The organism is Sphingomonas alpina, from assembly GCF_014490665.1.
In the GTDB taxonomy this organism is placed as follows: Bacteria; Pseudomonadota; Alphaproteobacteria; order Sphingomonadales; family Sphingomonadaceae; genus Sphingomonas; species Sphingomonas alpina.
In genome coordinates, this window is the sequence record NZ_CP061038.1 from 233,947 (window position 1) to 251,252 (window position 17,306).

Annotated in this window: 15 protein-coding genes and 1 pseudogene; 13 read left to right on the forward strand and 3 right to left on the reverse strand. The window is 65.0% G+C overall.

Annotated features, from left to right (window positions below; translation table 11 throughout):
• Positions 1 to 19: 19 nt before the first annotated feature.
• On the reverse strand, positions 20 to 1,426 hold the full coding sequence (locus H3Z74_RS00975) for a short-chain fatty acyl-CoA regulator family protein (protein ID WP_187762174.1): 1,407 nt from the start codon (positions 1,424 to 1,426) through the stop codon (positions 20 to 22).
• Between the two features lie 139 nt (positions 1,427 to 1,565).
• Here H3Z74_RS00975 and H3Z74_RS00980 point away from each other — a divergent pair, with 139 nt between their 5' ends.
• The 6 genes and pseudogenes from H3Z74_RS00980 to H3Z74_RS01005 all read left to right on the forward strand — a co-directional run bounded on the left by H3Z74_RS00980 (position 1,566) and on the right by H3Z74_RS01005 (position 8,680).
• Positions 1,566 to 1,994, forward strand: a complete 429-nt coding sequence (locus H3Z74_RS00980; protein WP_187762175.1) for an acyl-CoA thioesterase — start codon at positions 1,566 to 1,568, stop codon at positions 1,992 to 1,994.
• 4 nt (positions 1,995 to 1,998) lie between these two features.
• Positions 1,999 to 3,351, forward strand: a pseudogene (locus H3Z74_RS00985) (MmgE/PrpD family protein); the annotation flags it as partial.
• A gap of 160 nt (positions 3,352 to 3,511) precedes the next feature.
• Positions 3,512 to 4,669 carry a bifunctional 2-methylcitrate synthase/citrate synthase gene (gene prpC, locus H3Z74_RS00990; protein ID WP_187762176.1) on the forward strand — a complete coding sequence of 386 codons (1,158 nt, stop codon included), beginning with the start codon at positions 3,512 to 3,514 and terminating at the stop codon, positions 4,667 to 4,669.
• 10 nt (positions 4,670 to 4,679) lie between these two features.
• Positions 4,680 to 5,600 carry a methylisocitrate lyase gene (gene prpB, locus H3Z74_RS00995; RefSeq protein WP_187762177.1) on the forward strand — a complete coding sequence of 307 codons (921 nt, stop codon included), beginning with the start codon at positions 4,680 to 4,682 and terminating at the stop codon, positions 5,598 to 5,600.
• Positions 5,601 to 5,603: 3 nt separating this feature from the next.
• Positions 5,604 to 6,263 carry an epoxyqueuosine reductase QueH gene (locus tag H3Z74_RS01000; RefSeq protein WP_187762178.1) on the forward strand — a complete coding sequence of 220 codons (660 nt, stop codon included), beginning with the start codon at positions 5,604 to 5,606 and terminating at the stop codon, positions 6,261 to 6,263.
• Between the two features lie 608 nt (positions 6,264 to 6,871).
• Complete coding sequence (locus H3Z74_RS01005; protein ID WP_187762179.1) at positions 6,872 to 8,680, forward strand: DUF885 domain-containing protein; 1,809 nt, start codon at positions 6,872 to 6,874, stop codon at positions 8,678 to 8,680.
• A 529-nt stretch (positions 8,681 to 9,209) separates the two neighbouring features.
• On the opposite strand, the gene H3Z74_RS01010 is transcribed toward H3Z74_RS01005, so the two are convergent.
• The gene (locus H3Z74_RS01010) at positions 9,210 to 9,803 is read right to left on the reverse strand and encodes a TetR/AcrR family transcriptional regulator (RefSeq protein ID WP_229726809.1); all 594 of its coding nucleotides are present in this window, start codon (positions 9,801 to 9,803) and stop codon (positions 9,210 to 9,212) included.
• 123 nt (positions 9,804 to 9,926) lie between these two features.
• On the opposite strand from H3Z74_RS01010, the gene H3Z74_RS01015 reads away from it, so the two are divergent.
• The 6 genes from H3Z74_RS01015 to H3Z74_RS01040 all read left to right on the forward strand — a co-directional run bounded on the left by H3Z74_RS01015 (position 9,927) and on the right by H3Z74_RS01040 (position 14,687).
• Positions 9,927 to 10,430, forward strand: a complete 504-nt coding sequence (locus tag H3Z74_RS01015) for a DinB family protein (RefSeq protein WP_187762181.1) — start codon at positions 9,927 to 9,929, stop codon at positions 10,428 to 10,430.
• A gap of 128 nt (positions 10,431 to 10,558) precedes the next feature.
• Entirely contained in the window at positions 10,559 to 11,467 is a 909-nt protein-coding gene (locus H3Z74_RS01020; protein WP_187762182.1) for an ATP-grasp domain-containing protein, read from the forward strand.
• Complete coding sequence (locus tag H3Z74_RS01025; RefSeq protein ID WP_187762183.1) at positions 11,467 to 12,483, forward strand: LLM class flavin-dependent oxidoreductase; 1,017 nt, start codon at positions 11,467 to 11,469, stop codon at positions 12,481 to 12,483. Before H3Z74_RS01020 ends, H3Z74_RS01025 begins: the two co-directional genes overlap by 1 nt.
• Positions 12,480 to 13,214 (forward strand): methionine ABC transporter ATP-binding protein, encoded by a 735-nt coding sequence (locus H3Z74_RS01030; protein ID WP_187762184.1) that lies wholly within the window; start codon positions 12,480 to 12,482, stop codon positions 13,212 to 13,214. Before H3Z74_RS01025 ends, H3Z74_RS01030 begins: the two co-directional genes overlap by 4 nt.
• The gene (locus tag H3Z74_RS01035; RefSeq protein ID WP_187762185.1) at positions 13,211 to 13,876 is read left to right on the forward strand and encodes a methionine ABC transporter permease; all 666 of its coding nucleotides are present in this window, start codon (positions 13,211 to 13,213) and stop codon (positions 13,874 to 13,876) included. Before H3Z74_RS01030 ends, H3Z74_RS01035 begins: the two co-directional genes overlap by 4 nt.
• 121 nt (positions 13,877 to 13,997) lie before the next feature.
• Entirely contained in the window at positions 13,998 to 14,687 is a 690-nt protein-coding gene (locus H3Z74_RS01040) for a MetQ/NlpA family ABC transporter substrate-binding protein (protein ID WP_229726810.1), read from the forward strand.
• A gap of 1 nt (position 14,688) precedes the next feature.
• On the opposite strand, the gene H3Z74_RS01045 is transcribed toward H3Z74_RS01040, so the two are convergent.
• A complete protein-coding gene (locus H3Z74_RS01045; RefSeq protein WP_187762186.1) occupies positions 14,689 to 15,732 on the reverse strand; it encodes a hypothetical protein in 1,044 nt (347 codons plus the stop codon).
• Positions 15,733 to 15,840: 108 nt separating this feature from the next.
• On the opposite strand from H3Z74_RS01045, the gene pdxR reads away from it, so the two are divergent.
• Positions 15,841 to 17,259 carry a MocR-like pyridoxine biosynthesis transcription factor PdxR gene (pdxR, locus tag H3Z74_RS01050; protein WP_187762187.1) on the forward strand — a complete coding sequence of 473 codons (1,419 nt, stop codon included), beginning with the start codon at positions 15,841 to 15,843 and terminating at the stop codon, positions 17,257 to 17,259.
• The last annotated feature ends 47 nt before the right edge of the window (positions 17,260 to 17,306 follow it).

Sequence of the window (17,306 nt, forward strand, 5' to 3'; positions counted from 1 at the left end):
CGCCCGGCACCGGATGTGGTCAGGTCACCGGATAGGGGGTGAGCATGCTGCGATTCTGGTCGATCGCCAGCGCATGGCCGATCGGCGGGAAGGCGCGTTGCGCGCAGGCTGGGCGTTCGCACACCTTGCACCCCGCGCCGATCGGCGTTGCCGCATCCGGGTCGGACAGATCGAGCCCCTTGGCATAGACCAGCCGGCCGGCATGGCGGACGTCGCAGCCCAGGCCGATGGCGAAGGTCTTGCCCGGAATGCCGAAGCCGCCATTACCGCGCCCGACCGTGCGCGCGATCCACAGATAAGTGCGCCCGTCCGGCATGCGCGCCAGCTGAGTCAGGACCTGGCCCGGCCGGGCGAACGCCGCATAGACATTCCAGAGCGGGCAGGAACCGCCGACGCGGGAGAAATGGAAATCGGTCGCGGATTGTCGCTTCGAGATATTCCCCGCGCGATCCACCCGGATGAAGAAGAAGGGCACGCCGCGCGCATCGGGGCGCTGCAGGGTCGACAGGCGGTGGCAGATCGTTTCGAACCCGACGCCGAAATGCCGGCTCAGTCGCTCGATATCGTAGCGCGCCTCCTCCGCCACACGGAGGAAATCGCCATAGGGCAGGATCAGCGCGCCGGCGAAATAATTGGCCAGCCCGATCCGCGCCAATGTGCGGGCCTCTTCTCCTCGCAGCGACGGATCGTCGGTCAGCCGGTCGATCAACTCGTCCAGCTCGAGCAAGGCGAGCTGAGTCGCCATCTGGAACGCTTGCTGGCCCTGTTTGAGATCGGGCGAAAGATGCAGCGTGCGGCTTACCGGGTCGAAGCGCCGCTGCGCCTGATCGCCATCGTCGAACACCAGCCGCACATCATGCCGTGTCGCCAGCCAGGCGGACAGGCCGGCATGGACGGTGCGGGGCGCGAGGCCGGCATCGGCATAGAGCCGCTCCGCTGCGTCATCGAGCGCGGCGATGTGATTGTGGCGCGCATAGAAGAAATCGCGGACCTGTTCGAACGGCATGCGCGCCGGCGCATCGCCGATCCATTCGTCGCCGAGCCGCGCCGCCATCGCCTCGTTGCGCTCGACAGCGTCGCGGTGCCGGCGGTGCAGCGACACCAATGTCCGCGCGACCGCCGGCATGCTTGCTGCCAGTTCGCGCATTTCGGCAACCGACACGGTTTCGGGCTGCGCGCCGTCCGACAATGCCTCGCGCAGATCGGTGACGAGCCGGGCTTCGTCATCGTCCGAGAAGATCTGTACATCGACGCCGAACGACGCGTTGAGCCGCAACAGCACGGGCACAGTGAGCGGACGCTGATTCTGTTCGAGCTGGCTCAGATAGCTGGTCGAGATGCCGAGCGTCTGGGCAAGCGCCGCCTGAGTCAGGCTGCGTTCCTCGCGCAATCGCCGCAGCCGCACGCCCATAAAGGCCTTGCTCATCGCAATGTTACTTCACAAACTTTGCAAATCCGCATGTTCTCGTCCGCATAGTCACACTATTTCAGTCATTCCCGCGACTCTGTTTGTGTGAATATTGCAAACCCAACGTGCCGGCAAGCGGCCCGTTCGGGAAATCACGATGCACACTGCACCGAAACGCGATCCGCTGATCAACGACGCATCGAGTGACACCCGCTTCGTGGAAATGATATTTCCCGAACAGGCCAATCACTACGGCACCCTGTTCGGCGGCACCGCGCTGAGCCTGATGGGCAAGGCCGCGTTCGTTGCCGCCAGCCGCCGCGCACGCTGTGCCGTAGTGATGGCGGCGTCGGACAAGGTCGAATTCCATTCGCCGGTCGCGGTCGGCCAGCTGGTCGAACTGGCAGCGCATGTCACCCGGGTCGGCCGGACCTCGATGACCGTCGATGTCGCCGTCATCGTCGAGACGCTGACCACCGGCGAGCGCCGCCCGGCGATGCGCGGCCAGTTCGAAATGGTCGCGGTCGACGCCGGCGGCGGGCCGGTGCCGATCGATCCCCAACCCCGTTCACCACAGAAAGCCTGACTCCATGAAGCTGCACGACGTCCGTACCTACAAGTCCGCCGAACCCCTGGCGCGCGAGGACCAGCTCGCCTGGAAACTGGCCGCGGTCGCGACGGACCCGGTGGCGGTGGAGCCCGACGTGGTCGAGATGATCGGCAACCGCATCATCGACAATGCCGCCGTGGCCGCCGCTTCGATCGGCCGCCGCCCGATCCGCTCGGCGCGGGCGCAGGCGCTTGGCCATCGCAAGACGAGCGGCGGCGCGCTGCTGTTCGGGCTCGACGGCGCTGTGCAGGTCAGCCCGGAATGGGCGGCCTGGGCCAATGGCGTCGCGGTGCGCGAGCTCGACTTTCACGACACCTTTCTTGCCGCGGATTACAGCCATCCCGGCGACAATATCCCGCCGATCCTCGCCGTGGCGCAGGCCAGGGGGCTCGACGGCGTAGCGCTGGTGCGTGGCCTTGCCGCCGGCTACGAGATCCAGGTCGACCTGGTGAAGGGCATTTGCCTGCACGAACACAAGATCGACCATATCGCGCATCTCGGCCCGAGTGCTGCGGGCGGGATCGGTGCGCTGCTCGGCCTGTCGACCGAGATCACTTATCAGGCGATCCAGCAGGCGCTGCACACGACGACGACGACGCGCCAGTCGCGCAAGGGCGAGATCTCGACCTGGAAGGCCTATGCCCCGGCATTCGCGGGCAAGCTCGCGATCGAGGCGGTCGACCGGGCGATGCGCGGTGAAGGTGCGCCGTCGCCGGCCTATGAGGGCGAGGATGGCTTCATCGCCTGGCTGTTGTCCGGCCCGGCGCATGTCTATCAGGTGCCGCTGCCGGTCGCGGGCGAACCGAAGCGGGCGATCCTCGACACCTATACCAAGGAATATTCGGCCGAATATCAGAGCCAGGCACTGATCGATCTCGCCAAGCGCATGAGGCCGAAGATCGGCGACCTGAGCCAGATCGCCAGTATCCTGATCAAGACCAGCCATCACACCCATTATGTGATCGGCACCGGCGCCGAGGACCCGCAGAAGATGGATCCGAAGGCGAGCCGCGAAACGCTTGACCATTCGATCATGTATATCTTCGCCGTCGCGCTGCAGGACGGCGGCTGGCACCATGAGAAAAGCTATGCACCGGAACGCGCGCAGCGCTCCGACACGGTCGAATTGTGGCACAAGATCACCACCGAGGAAGATCCGGCCTGGACGGCGCGTTACCATGCAAAGGGGCCGCAAAAGGCGTTTGGCGGCAAGGTGATCGTCAAGCTGCAGAACGGCCAGTCGGTCATCGATGAACTCGGCGTCGCCGATGCCCATCCGGCCGGCGCGCGGCCCTTCGCCCGGCCCAATTACATCGAGAAGTTCCGCACTCTGGCGGACGGGATCGTCGCGGCCGCCGAGCAGGACCGCTTCCTCGCGGTGGTCGAGCAGCTGCCGATGCTCGATGCGGCGGGCGTCGCCGGCCTGAACTTCACGGTCGATGCCGAGCGGCTCGGTCCCGATGCGCCCCCGGCATCTTTTGAGGATCATGAGCATGGGAGAGACTTTCAAGCCGAAGAAATCGGTGGCGCTGTCGGGCGTCACCGCCGGCAATACCGCCTTGTGCACCGTAGGCCGGACCGGCAACGATCTTCACTATCGCGGCTACGACATATTGGATCTCGCCGAGACCAGCGAGTTCGAGGAGATCGCGCATCTCCTCGTCCATGGTACCTTGCCGACCGCGTCGCAGCTCGCCGCCTACAAGGCCAAGCTGCGCGCGCTGCGCGGCCTGCCGCGATCGGTCAAGGAAGCGCTGGAGGCAATTCCGGCGGCGGCGCATCCGATGGATGTGATGCGCTCCGGCGTCTCGGCGCTCGGCTGTGTGCTGCCTGAGACGCATGATCATAACCTGCCCGACACGCGCGACATTGCCGACCGGCTGATGGCCTCGCTCGGGTCGATGCTGCTCTATTGGTATCATTATGCCCAGCATGGCCGGCGGATCGAGGTCGAGACCGATGACGACAGCATCGGCGGGCATTTCCTGCATCTGCTGCACGGCAAGGCGCCGTCCGACAGTTTCGTGCGGGCAATGCACACCTCGCTGATCCTCTATGCCGAGCATGAGTTCAACGCCTCGACCTTTGCCGCGCGGGTGATCGCCGGGACCGGGTCGGACATCTATTCCTGCATCGCCGGGGCGATCGGCGCGCTGCGTGGCCCCAAGCATGGTGGGGCCAACGAAGTCGCGTTTGAAATCCAGAAACGCTATGCGACGCCCGATGAGGCCGAGGCCGATATCCGCCGCCGCGTCGAGGCGAAGGAAGTGGTGATCGGTTTCGGCCATCCGGTCTATACCGTGTCCGACCCGCGCAATGTCGTGATCAAGCGGGTGGCAAAGGCATTGGCCGACGAGGCGGGATCCATCCGCCAATATGCCATCGCCGAGCGGATCGAGCAGGTGATGATGGACGCCAAGTCGATGTTCCCCAATCTCGACTGGTTCAGCGCAGTCTCCTATCATCTGATGGGCGTGCCGACCGCGATGTTCACGCCCTTGTTCGTGATCGCGCGCACCTCGGGCTGGGCGGCGCATGTCGTCGAACAGCGCATCGACAACAAGATAATCCGTCCCTCGGCCCATTATACCGGCCCGGAAAACCTCGCCTTTGTGCCGCTCGCGGCGCGCGGCGACAGCTTGACGGCGTAGAGGAAGAAGCATGCCCTATCTGATCGCAGACGAACTGCCGCAGGAGTCGGCCGGGAAGCGGTTCCGCGCGTTGCTCGAGCGGCCGGAGATCCTCCAGCTCCCCGGCGCGCATAATGGCCATGCCGCACTGCAGGCGAAGGCGGCCGGGTTCGAGGCGCTGTATTTGTCGGGCGCGGCGATGACCGCGAGCATGGGCCTGCCCGATCTCGGCATCATCACGGTCGATGAGGTCGCCTTCTTCATCCGCCAGATCGCCCGGTCCGCCGCCCTGCCGCTGCTGGTGGATGGCGACACCGGTTATGGCGAAGTGCTCAACGTGATGCACATGGTCCGCACTTTCGAGGAAGCGGGCGCCGGCGCGGTGCATCTTGAGGACCAGATCCTGCCCAAGAAATGCGGGCACCTCAACGGCAAGAAACTGGCTGAGCCCCAGGATGTGGCGGCGAAGGTCGCGGCGGCGAAAAGGGCCAGCCGCGATCTGGTGATCGTCGCGCGCACCGATGCGGCGGGGGTCGAGGGCTTCGACGCCGCGGTGGCGCGCGCGAAACTCTATGTCGAGGCCGGGGCGGACGCGATCTTCCCCGAGGCGCTCAACACGCGCGAGATGTTCACCGCCTTCGCCAAGGCAATGCCGGGCGTGAAGCTGCTCGCCAACATGACCGAGTTCGGCAAGACGCCCTTCTTCACTGCAGCCGAGTTCGCGGAGATGGGCTACCGCATGGTGATCTGGCCGGTGTCCTCGCTGCGCGTTGCCAACAAGGCGCAAGGCAAGCTCTATGCGGCGATCGCGCGCGATGGCGGGGCGCACGCGATGGTCGACGAGATGCAGACTCGGGCCGAGCTTTACGACGTGATCGGCCTGCATGAGTATGAAGCGCTCGATGCCTCGATCGTGAAGACCATCATCCCCGAAGCGATGCCGCAAGGCTGAGCCATGACCCTTATCGACCGCCCCATTCTCACGCCCCCCGATGGGCAGAAAAAGGTCCTGCTGCACAGTTGCTGCGCGCCCTGTTCGGGCGAAGTGATGGAAGCGATGACGGCAAGCGGCATCGATTACACAATCTTCTTCTACAATCCGAACATCCACCCGAAGGAGGAATATCTCCTCCGCAAGGACGAGAATATCCGCTTTGCCGAACAGCATGGCGTGCCGTTCGTCGATGCCGATTACGACACGGTGAACTGGTTCAAACGCGCCAAGGGCATGGAATGGGCGCCCGAGCGTGGGCTGCGCTGCACCATGTGTTTCGACATGCGCTTCGAACGCACCGCGCTGCACGCGCATGAGCATGGCTTTCCGGTGATCACGTCATCGGTCGGCATTTCGCGCTGGAAGGACATGGCGCAGATCAACGGCAGCGGGGAACGCGCGGCGGCGCCTTATCCCGGCCTGGCCTATTGGACCTTCAACTGGCGCAAGGGCGGTGGCGCGTCGCGGATGATCGAGATTTCCAAGCGCGAGCAATTCTATCAGCAGGAATATTGCGGCTGCATCTATTCGCTTCGCGACAGCAATGCGCACCGGGTTGCCAGCGGGCGTGGGGAAATCCGCATCGGCGAGCTGTTCTACGGCAATGGCGAGTCTTCATAGCGCGGATGTGCTGGCTGTTCCTGGCTGTTATTTCGCAAAACATTTTTGCTGGCTGTTATGTTGGACTTTGAGCGAGGATTTACGGTTCATTCTCAAGGGTTTGGATAGGGGCTGGCTGTTATCGGATAACAGCCAGCTAACAGCCAGCTAACAGCCAGGTATCAGCCAGCGAACAGCGAACGATGCTGGCTGTTCTGATCGAAACAGCCAGCGCAGAATCGTTCGATATTTTCCAGTCATGTCAAAGAGCGTGCCGGTGTCAGTCGGCGGGGGCGACATGCCCGATGTTGCGGGGCGGTTGAATCGCTGCCGGGAACGGGCTGCGCGAAGGGGTTGCAAGAGGTGCCTATCCCTTTCGCCCAAGGGGGTGGCACAGTCGAGAGCGATCGCCCCTTCCTTTGTGCTCCCGCGAAGGCGGGAGCCCAGACTGGATCCCCGCCTCCGCGGGGATACAAGCTACCCTGCCTAAAGGAGAGAAGCATGACCAGAGCATGCGCTGAACGGGCTTTCGACCCGGCGCTTTTGGGGTGGCCGCATCGCCAGACATCTCCATAATGCCGGCGAACCATATAAATGGTCGGACCGAGTCATCGTCAGGGAGACATCACATGCAGCGTCGTCAATTCATCGCCGGCGTCGCCGCTGCCTCTGTTGCGGCCGGGCTCCCGGCCCGGGCCATCGCGGCGCGGGCGAAGGGCGATGCGGCGTTGCGGGCGATGCTCGATCGCTTCTTCTACGGCCGGCTCGAGGAGTCGCCCGAACAGGCGACGCGGCTGGGGCTGGATTCGGGCGCCCGCGCCGCGCTGAAGGCGAAGCTGGGCGATGAATCCGCCGCCGGCCAGGCGCGCGAGCTGAAGCGCGCCAAGGCGGAACTGGCCGAGCTCAGCGCGTTCGACACCAATGGGCTGTCGCCGGCAGCCAAGCTCGATCATGAGATCGTGACCTATCAGCTGACCCGGGCGATCGCCGGCGCCGAGAAATTCCCTTACGGCAGCAGCCTGGGCCGGTTCGCGCCTTATGTGTTGAGCCAGCTGACCGGGCCGTACCGCGATATCCCCGACTTCCTCGAATCGCAGGCGCGGGTGCGCGATGCGGCGGAGGCGGATGCCTATCTTGCGCGGCTCGAGGCATTCCCCAAAAGCATCGACGACAGCACCGATCGCCAGCGCGCGGACGCGAGCCGCAACATCTTCGCGCCCGACTATATCCTCGACACGACCCTGAAGCAGCTCGGTAGCGCGATGGAGCGGCCGGCCGAACAGACCGTGATGGTTGCGACCTTCGCCACGAAGCTGAAGGCCGCGAACCTGCCGGCCGATCGCGTCGCCCGCGCGACAGCGATCGTGCGCGACAAGGTGTTTCCGGCACTGGAACGCCAGCGCGCGCTGGTCACTGAATTGCGCGCCAAGGCGGTGCATGACGCCGGATGCTGGCGGCTGCCCGATGGCGATGCCTATTATGCGGCGGCGGCCGAAGCGGCGACCACCGTGCCGATGAGCGGCGACGAGATCCATCGCCTCGGCCTGGCGCAGGTCGCGGAGATCAGTGCGCTGATCGACGGCATATTGAAGACGCAGGGGATGACGCAGGGCACGGTCGGGCAAAGACTGGTGGCGCTGAACGAGCGGCCCGATCAGCTTTATCCCAATACCGATCCCGGCCGCGACGCGCTGCTCGCGCAGCTCAACCGGCAGATTATCGCGATGCAGGCGCGCCTGCCCGAAGTGTTTGCGAGCTTCCCCAAGGCGCCGGTCGAGGTGCGCCGCGTGCCGCCGACGATCCAGGCCGGCGCGCCGGGCGGCTATTATGAGAATGCCTCGCTCGATGGGTCGCGGCCGGCGATCTATTACATCAATCTGCGCGACACGTTCGACCGGCCCAAATTCGGCCTGGCGACGCTGACGCATCATGAAGCGGTGCCGGGCCATCATCTGCAGGTCACGCTGGCGCTGGAAAGCGACGATATCCCGCTGATCCGCCGGCGCGGTTTCTTCAGCGGCTATTCGGAAGGCTGGGCGCTCTATTCGGAGCAGCTCGCCGACGAGATGGGGATGTATGAGGGCGATCCGCTCGGGCAGGTGGGCTATCTGCAATCGCTGCTGTTCCGCGCGACGCGGCTGGTGGTCGACAGCGGCATGCATGCCAAGCGCTGGAGCCGCGAACAGGCGACCGATCATCTGATCGCGACCACCGGCATCGCCCGGGGCCGCAGCCAGGGCGAGATCGATCGCTACACGGTCTGGCCGGGTCAGGCGTGCAGCTACAAGATCGGGCATACCGCCTGGGAACGGCTGCGCGATGCGGCGAAGACGCGCCCAGGGTTCGACCTGAAGGAGTTTCATGCCGTGCTGCTGCAGGGAGCGATGCCGCTGGCGGTGCTGGATCGTGTGGTGCGGGCGCGCTGGGGGATTGCGTGAAGGGGTTGGGCTCTGGGCGGCAGGTTTATACTAACCTGCTTTGATTCTGACACTTCTTATGCCTCCCCGGCGAAGGCCGGGGCCCAGTCGAGACGGTCGAGCTAACGAAGCGCAGCATCAGCCAAAAAATGCTTGCCGACTGGGCCCCGGCCTTCGCCGGGGAAGCAATATAGGTGGGTCAATTAGGGAGATATTCCTCGCCATATGGGTCGGCGCCCTATGGGCACCATATGGGCCGACTCTTGAGAATGTGTATCCGGAGAGCTAGGAAGGTCCTACGCAGGGGGGGCCTCGAAGCATGCCAGAACACACACCAGTCGAACAGATTTCCGATGCATCGTCTCCTGACACGAAACGCAAACCCTAGACGACGCCGGTTGTCATGACCTCGCAATGGCGGGAAACCAACAAGTCGAGCTCCCCGAACGAGTACACCCTCGGTTCCATCTTCCATTTCGGGCCGTCCTGACTCGGGCGGGACTTGCCAAAACCTCTCTCGCTGCCCGCCATGGGCGTGCGTAGAGTCATCTCACTCCCGTAGATATCGAACAATCAGCCGCGTGGCCTCATCGACCAGCGTCGCGACGGCATCGTCGGAGGCGATGTCGGGGCGGTGCAGCACCGCCATATGCGTCAGCGCCTCGATCGAGGTGACGCACACAAAGGCGGCGAGCTCGGCATCGACGATGCGCAGTTCATCGCGATGTGCCTCGAGATAGGCGCGGAACAGCGCATAATTGTCGCGGCTGAAGGTCTCGACATTTTCCAACTGACCCACGCGCGGGATCTGCTCGGCGATGACGCGGTGCAGCCTGGGGTCGATGCGGTGCGCCTCGATCGCGATGGCGACCAGGCTGCGCACCGCCTGCTCGACCGGTAGCGTCGCCAGTTCCGCCAGTGCGCCGCGCACCACCCGCATCGTTTGCTGGTTGTGACGCTCGATGACGGCGGCGACGAGCGCCTCCTTGCTCGGGTAATATTGGTAGAGCGAGCCGATGCTGACGCCGGCTTCCTCGGCGATGCGATTGGTGCTCGCCTTGTCGAACCCATCGCGGACCAGAATGCGAGCCGTCGCCTCGATCAGCGCATCGACGGTCGCGCGCGATCGCTCCTGAGAGGCCATTTTCCGGGGATTTACGAGCGGCTTGCGGGCCAAGTCCGGTGCTCCATCGGCATGCGAGTAGACAATTATGAGCGATAGCTCGCATTATGTCCACCTGCCGGAGCACGGCAAATTTCCCCCGGAATGAAAGGTATAGAGATGCTCACCTGCCCCTATCGTACATTGATGCGTTACAAGCGCTGGTCGACCGATGGCCTGAACGCGGTTCTTGCGGACACTATGGATCGCTTCGACGAGCCGCATCAGATTCTGATCCTGCGCGTGCTCGATCACATCCAGACGGTCGATGAGATTTTCAGCCATAATCTCGAAGCGCGAGGTCATGCCTATGCCGTGCCGCGTTCGGCGGTGCTGCCGTCGTTCGAAACCTTGGTGGACAAGTCCCGCTCGATCGGGGCCTGGTATGTCGATTATACCGATCGCCTCACGCCGGACATGGTCGATGAAGCGATCGACTTCAGCTTCTCGAACGGCGCGCCTGCGCGGATGACGCGCGGCGAGATGATCCTGCATGTCGCGTCGCATGGCGCCGGGCATCGCGGCAATATCGGGGCGCTGCTGCAGATGAACGGCATCCAGCCCAACCCGGACCGCATCACCGACTTCCTGGAAGCCGAGCGCGCCTGATCGGACGGGGACGCCGGCCTGTGCAGGATTTTGGCGCGAAAACCAAAACTTGCCGCTGCCCAAGCTGCCTTCGGTGGTATTGATGCGCGTGGCGTGGCAGGCCGGGTCGGTATGGCGTGTGAAATCTCGTGACCGACCTGGCTGTCCTGTTCGAACATCCCGCATGGTTCGTGCCGCTGTTCGACGCGCTCGACCGGCGCGGGGTGAGCCATGTCGCGCTGCGCCCCGACGGGCATTTCGACCCGGCCGATCGGCGCCCGCCCGCGCCGGTGGTGTTCAACCGCATCGCCATGTCGAGCTTCCTGCGTGCCGGCGAGCATCCGATCTTCCACACCATGGCGCTGCTCGATCACTGGCGCCGCGGCGGTGCGCGGGTGATCAACGGGCCCGAGGTGCTGGCGATCGATTCGTCCAAGGCGCGGCAATTGTCGCTGATCGCCAGCCTGGAGCTTGCCATTCCGGAGACGCGGGTGGTGCACCGCGTCGCCGATATCGAAGCGGCCGCCGCGACCCTGTCCTTCCCGCTGGTGGTGAAAGCCAATATCGGCGGGTCGGGCGCGGGCATCACGCGTTATGACTCGATGGACGAATTGCGCGCTGCGATCGCGGACGGGACTTTGCCCACCAGCGTCGATGGCGTGTTGCTGGTGCAGGATTATGTCCCGGCACGAAACGGCACGATCACGCGGATCGAGACGCTCGACCGCGCCTATCTCTACGCGCTCGATATTGCCGGGGGCGGTGCGTTCGATCTGTGCCCGGCCGATGCCTGCCAGGTTCCGGGCGCGCCGATTCCTATGGTCGCGGCCGATCCGGGGCCGGTGCTGACCCAGGCAGCCGAGGCGATTGCGCGTGCGGCGGGGCTTGATATCGGCGGGGTCGAAGTGATGATCGATGACCGCGACGGGGTCGCGCGCTTCTACGATATCAATGCGCTGTCCAATTTCGTCGCGAAGCCCGTCGATGTGCTCGGCTGGGACCCGCATGACCGGCTGGTCGATTATCTGGTACAGGTGATCCGGGAGGCGCGCGGCTGATGCGCTATGGATATTGGATGCCGGTGTTCGGCGGCTGGCTGCGCAATGTGCCCGATGAAGGCATGGAGGCGAGCTGGGACTATGCGAAGCGACTGGCGCAGCGGTCGGAACAGCTGGGCTATGACTTGACGCTGATCGCCGAGCTCAATCTCAATGACATCAAGGGCGTCGAACAGCCCGCGCTCGATGCCTGGTCGACCGCGGCGGCGCTGGCCGCAGTGACCGAGACGATCGAACTGATGGTCGCGGTGCGGCCCAATTTCCATCACCCGGCGCTGTTCGCCAAGGCCGCCGCCAATATCGACCGCATTGCCGGCGGGCGGCTTGCGCTCAACGTCGTGTCGTCCTGGTGGGCGGACGAAGCGCGGCAATATGGCCTGCAGTTCGACCAGCATGACGACCGCTATGCCCGCACCGAGGAATGGCTGCGCGTCGTCGATGGCCTGTGGACCGAGGAGAGATTCAGCTTCGAGGGGCAATTCTACCGCACCGAGGACGCGATCTGCGCGCCCAAGCCGGTCAGGCGGCCGACCGTCTATGCCGGGGGCGAGAGCGACAAGGCCAAGGCGATGATCGCCGCGCAGTGCGATGCCTATGTCATGCATGGCGACCCGGTCGAGGCGATCGCGCCGAAGATTGCCGATATGGCCGAACGCCGCGCCGCGGCTGGCGGCGTGCCGATGCAATACGGCATGGCCGCCTATGCGATCGTGCGCGACAGCGAGGCGGAAGCGCAGCGCGAGCTGGCGCGGATTACCGATGTGACCGACCTGCCGGCGGGCTATGCCAATTTCGACCAGTGGCTGTCGGGCACGCAGCTTGAGCGCGAGCTGAAGATCCAGGAATATTCGGTGTCCAATCGCGGGCTGCGCCCCAATCTGGTCGGGACGCCGGAGCAGTTGCGCGAGCGGATCGAAGAATATGAAGCGGCCGGGCTAGGCCTGTTGCTGCTACAGATGAGCCCGCAGGCCGAGGAAATGGAGCGCTTCGCGGCACAGGTGATGGGTACGGCATGATCGAGTTGAGGGATGTTCGGAAGCACTTTGCGGGCGCGGGCGGCGCGGCGCTGGATGGCGTGACGCTGTCGATCTCGCGCGGCGAGGTGTTTGGGGTGATCGGGCCATCGGGCGCGGGGAAGTCGACGCTGATCCGGCTGATCAATGCACTGGAAAAGCCGAGCGACGGGCGGGTGGAGATCGAGGGTACCGATGTGGCGGCGCTTGCGCCGGCGGCGTTGCGCGCGCTGCGGCGGCGGATCGGGATGATCTTCCAGAATTTCGGGCTGCTCTCGTCGCGGACAGTCGCCGCCAATGTCGCCTTTCCGCTGAAACTCGCCGGCGTGGCGCGCAGCGAGCGTGACGCCCGGGTCGCGGCATTGCTCGATCGCGTGGGCCTGGGCGATCATGCCGACAAATATCCAGCGCAGCTGTCGGGCGGGCAGAAGCAACGCGTCGGCATTGCGCGGGCGCTGGCGACCGGGCCCGACATCCTGTTGTGCGACGAGGCGACCAGTGCGCTCGATCCCGAAACGACGCGCAGCGTGCTCGCCTTGCTGCGCGAGCTGAACCAGGAACTGGGGCTGACGATCGTGCTGATCACGCATGAGATGGAGGTGGTGCGCACGGTGTGTGACCGGGTCGCGGTGCTCGAGCAGGGCCGTGTGGCCGAGACCGGCAGCGTGGCGGAGATTTTCGCCGGAGCGACGCACCCCGCCACCCGGCGCATGCTTGCGGCGCTTGGCGCATGAGCGGCTGGTTCTCCAATGTCGACTGGGCGGATATCGGCCGCGCCTGTCTCGACACACTGGCCATGCTTGGCGGGTCGCTGGTGCTGACCATATTGCTTGGCCTGCCGCTGGGCGTGTTGCTCTATCTGACCGCCGAGCGCCAGATTGCGCAGAACCGCGTCGCCAATGCGGTGATCGGCACCATCGTCAACGTTCTGCGCTCGGTTCCGTTCATCATCCTGCTGATCGTGATGATCCCGCTGACGGTGGCGCTGGTCGGCACGTCGCTTGGCGTGGTCGGGGCGATCCCGCCGCTGGTGATCGGCGCGGCGCCTTTCTATGCGCGGCTGGTCGAGGCGGCGCTGCGCGAAGTCGACCGCACCACGATCGAGGCGGCGCAGGCGATGGGCGCGACCACGCGCCAGATCGTGACCGGGGCGTTGATCCCCGAGGCGATGCCCGGCATCGTTTCCGGCGCGACCGTCACCGCGGTCGCGCTGGTCTCGTTCACCGCGATGGCCGGGGTGGTCGGCGCAGGCGGGCTGGGCGATCTTGCGATCCGCTTCGGCTATCAACGGTTCCAGACCGACGTCATGGTCGTCACCGTTACCTTGCTGGTCCTGCTCGTCCAGGCGATCCAACTGGGCGGCGACCGGCTGACCCGGCATTTCACGCACCGCTAGATCAGGAAATTCCCATGAACCGCCGCCTGTTGCTTGCTGCTTTTCCCTTATTCCTCATCGCCGCCTGTTCGGGGGCGGGGCGCCGAAGGACGGCAAGACCCTGACGGTTGCCGCGACCGCGGTGCCGCATGCCGAGATTCTGGAATCGGTGAAGCCGGCGCTGGCCAAGCAGGGCGTCGACCTGCAGATCCGCGTGTTCAACGATTATGTGCAGCCCAATCTGCAGGTCGACCAGCGCCAGATCGACGTGAATTATTTCCAGACCGGGCCGTATCTCGACGAATTCAACGCAGCGCGCGGCACCAAGCTGGTCGCTTATGCCGGTATCCATGTCGAACCACTGGGCGGCTATTCGCACAAATGGAAATCGCTCGCGGCGCTTCCCGCCGGCGCGACCGTCGCGATCCCGAATGAAGCGAGCAATGAGGGCCGCGCCTTGTTGCTGCTGCAGCGCGCCGGTCTGATCCAGCTGAAGAACCCGACCAACCCGCTGTCGACGTTGCGAGACATCGTCGCCAATCCGAAGAAGCTGCAGTTCAAGGAGCTTGAGGCGGCGACCTTGCCGCGCGTGCTCGACCAGCTCGACCTGGCGCTGATCAACACCAATTATGCGCTCGATGCGAAGCTAAACCCGGTGCGCGACGCGCTGCTGATCGAGGACGCGAAATCGCCTTATGTGAATTTCGTCGTTGGCCGGGCCGGCGAGGACAAGGACCCGCGCGTGGTGAAGCTGATCGCGGCGCTGCGCAGCCCCGCGACACGCACCTTTATCGAGACGCATTACAAGGGCGCGGTGCTGCCCGCCTTCTGATTTAGAGCCGCAGGCCGAGCATCCCGGCCATGATCAGGCTGGCAAGGAGCGCCCCGCCGGCCGCGATCGACCAGGCGATCCGGTCCGCAGTCCGGCGGGCGACGCCGTGGTGCAACAGGATCACGCGCAGCCCGCATCCGAGATGCGTGATCAGGCAGGCGACGCCCAGCGTGTAATGCGGGATGAGCCGGACATAGCCGGCAAGCAGGCCTTCGGGCGCTGATGTGGCCCAGAGCCAGTCGGTGTCGATGCCGCGCGACCGGGCGGAGAAGGCCGAAGTGAGGTGGGAGAAGAGGAACGCCGCGAGATAGATGCCGGTCAGCGTCTGCAGCGTGCCCAGCCTGTCGGTATAGGTGGTGGTGCGGGCGCGGGCGAGCAGCAGGCCGCTGCCGATCATGAAGAGGAAGCCGGCGACCAGGATCGGCTGCACCAGCGACGACCGGTACCAGAGCCGCAAAGTGTGCATGATCGCGCGCTGCACCTCGAGGCCTAACAAGGCACTCAAATGATTGGTCAGATGACCGGCCAGGAAGATCAGCACCAGCGCGGCCGCGACGGAGCCGTGCACGACCGGGAGCCATGACGGGGCACCGGCGGTGGCCGCGGCGCGCTCGCGTGCCGGTGTGCGCCAGAACAGCAGCGCCGCCACCGCGAGCCACAGCCCGATCCACAGCAGCGTTTCCTGCGCGCTGAGTTTCACCAGACCGGCATAGCCGCCGGCGGCGACATATAGCGACGGTGTCGCGAAGGCGAGATGCGCGGCCCTGCGCTGAAACAGCGCCTGCTCCGACAGCGGAAGCTCGCTGCTGGCCCGGGCCAGGAAGAAGCCCATTATCGGCAGCGCAAAGGCCAGGGCCATGAACAGCACCACGCCGGTCCATGCCACGACGCTCGGCCACGCCATCCCTGCATCGCCCGTGGCACGGCCGGCGAGGCGGAAGAATTGCAGCAAAAACGGATAAGCCAGAATGCCGGCAATGATGACTGCAACGGTCCGGCGGGACGCGGCAAATGGGCTGGCGGTTTCTTGGGTGGCTATGGTCATCAGGTCCTCTGCAAGGGCCGGTGGCCATGTGACGGTCCCGGACGCCATCCTGCTAAGCACAGGTTTGTCCCATAGTATTGAGCCAGTTTCCGGGATAATGACTGGGCCATGGCGGCGCGCGAACCAGCCTTGTTTACTATCGACCGGCGCCGGGACGGCACGCTCCAGTCCCGTATCCATAGCGATATCCGCCAGGCGATCGTGTCCGGGCGTCTGGCGCCGGGCGCGCGGTTGCCGTCGATCCGGACGCTGGCGTCCGAACTTGGCGTGGCGCGGGGGACGGTGGACGCGGTCTATGCGCGATTGATCGGCGAGGGGTTCATCATCGCGCGCGGATCCCGGGGCACGATCGTCTCTCCCGTGCTGGTGACGCGGCCAAGAGCGGTTCCCGCAACGCCGCCGACGGTATCGACCAGCCGGGATTTTCCAACCCGCTTTCATATCGGCCTGCCTGCGCTCGATCTGTTTCCCTATGCGCATTGGGCGCGCCTCGTATCGCAAACCGCGCGGAGATTGTCGTCGCGGATGCCGCATCATCCTTTGCCCGCCGGATTGCCGGCACTGCGCGAGGCCATTGCCGGGTATCTCGCCGTGGCGCGGGGCTTTGCCTGCGATCCGGCACAGATCTTCATCACGCCGGGCTATCAGGGCGCGCTCGACCTCGCGACGCGACTGACTTTGCGCGAGGGGAACAAGGTCTGGTTCGAGGATCCCGGCTATTCTTTTGCCCGCGAGGCGCTGGCGGCGAAGTCGGCACGTGTGATCCCGGTTCCGGTCGATGCTCGGGGTTTGCGGGTGGAGGAGGGGATCAGGCTGGCTCCCGACGCCCGGCTCGCGGTGGTGACGCCGTCGCATCAAAGCCCGCTCAATATCACCCTTGCGCCAGAGCGGCGCCGGATGCTGCTCGACTGGGCCGGGCAGGCCGATAGCTGGATCGTCGAGGACGATTATGACAGCGAATTCCATTATCTCGGGTTCAGGCCCGTCGCACTGAAAAGCCTGGATGCCGGCGACCGCGTGTTCTTTGCCGGAAGCTTCAGCAAGACGCTGCTGCCCAGCCTGCGCCTCGGCTTCCTGGTGGTCCCGGAAGCGTTCACGCGCGCCGCGGTCGAGGCCGCGACGCTGATGCACCGCGGCGAGGCGGAATTCATGCAGACGGTGCTCGCAGGCTTCATCGCCGATGGCCATTTCTCACGCCACTTGCGGCGCATGCGGGCGAAATATGATTTGCGCCGCCGGGCGCTGGGCGCCGCACTGAAATCGGCCTTTGGCGATGCGGTGACGATCCGGAACCAGCAAGGCGGACTCCATCTCATTGCGGAACTCAGTGGCCATGGCCCGGACATCGACCTTGTGAGCCTAGCCCGCGCCAAGGGATTATGGGTGTCCGCGCTGTCCGCCCAGTCGATCGCGCACCGGACGGGTGATGCCCTGATGCTGGGATTTGCCAACATCGCGGAAACCTCGGCGGAGGCCGGAATAGCTGCGCTGAAACGCGCGATCGCCTCCGCCGCATATGTGGCTTGACTAACATATAACTCGCTGGCTATGGGTTAATTCATAGCTGGGGGGTT

Excerpts from the sequence above, each read along its gene's own strand:
- pdxR (WP_187762187.1), top strand. The coding sequence starts at position 15,841 with ATGGCGGCGCGCGAACCAGCCTTGTTTACTATCGACCGGCGCCGGGAC.
- H3Z74_RS01015 (WP_187762181.1), top strand. The coding sequence starts at position 9,927 with ATGAAAGGTATAGAGATGCTCACCTGCCCCTATCGTACATTGATGCGT.
- H3Z74_RS01035 (WP_187762185.1), top strand. The coding sequence starts at position 13,211 with ATGAGCGGCTGGTTCTCCAATGTCGACTGGGCGGATATCGGCCGCGCC.
- H3Z74_RS01030 (WP_187762184.1), top strand. The coding sequence starts at position 12,480 with ATGATCGAGTTGAGGGATGTTCGGAAGCACTTTGCGGGCGCGGGCGGC.
- prpC (WP_187762176.1), top strand. The coding sequence starts at position 3,512 with ATGGGAGAGACTTTCAAGCCGAAGAAATCGGTGGCGCTGTCGGGCGTC.
- H3Z74_RS00980 (WP_187762175.1), top strand. The coding sequence starts at position 1,566 with ATGCACACTGCACCGAAACGCGATCCGCTGATCAACGACGCATCGAGT.
- H3Z74_RS01005 (WP_187762179.1), top strand. The coding sequence starts at position 6,872 with ATGCAGCGTCGTCAATTCATCGCCGGCGTCGCCGCTGCCTCTGTTGCG.
- H3Z74_RS01010 (WP_229726809.1), bottom strand. The coding sequence starts at position 9,803 with ATGGCCTCTCAGGAGCGATCGCGCGCGACCGTCGATGCGCTGATCGAG.
- H3Z74_RS00975 (WP_187762174.1), bottom strand. The coding sequence starts at position 1,426 with ATGAGCAAGGCCTTTATGGGCGTGCGGCTGCGGCGATTGCGCGAGGAA.
- H3Z74_RS01000 (WP_187762178.1), top strand. The coding sequence starts at position 5,604 with ATGACCCTTATCGACCGCCCCATTCTCACGCCCCCCGATGGGCAGAAA.
- H3Z74_RS01025 (WP_187762183.1), top strand. The coding sequence starts at position 11,467 with ATGCGCTATGGATATTGGATGCCGGTGTTCGGCGGCTGGCTGCGCAAT.
- H3Z74_RS01045 (WP_187762186.1), bottom strand. The coding sequence starts at position 15,732 with ATGACCATAGCCACCCAAGAAACCGCCAGCCCATTTGCCGCGTCCCGC.
- prpB (WP_187762177.1), top strand. The coding sequence starts at position 4,680 with ATGCCCTATCTGATCGCAGACGAACTGCCGCAGGAGTCGGCCGGGAAG.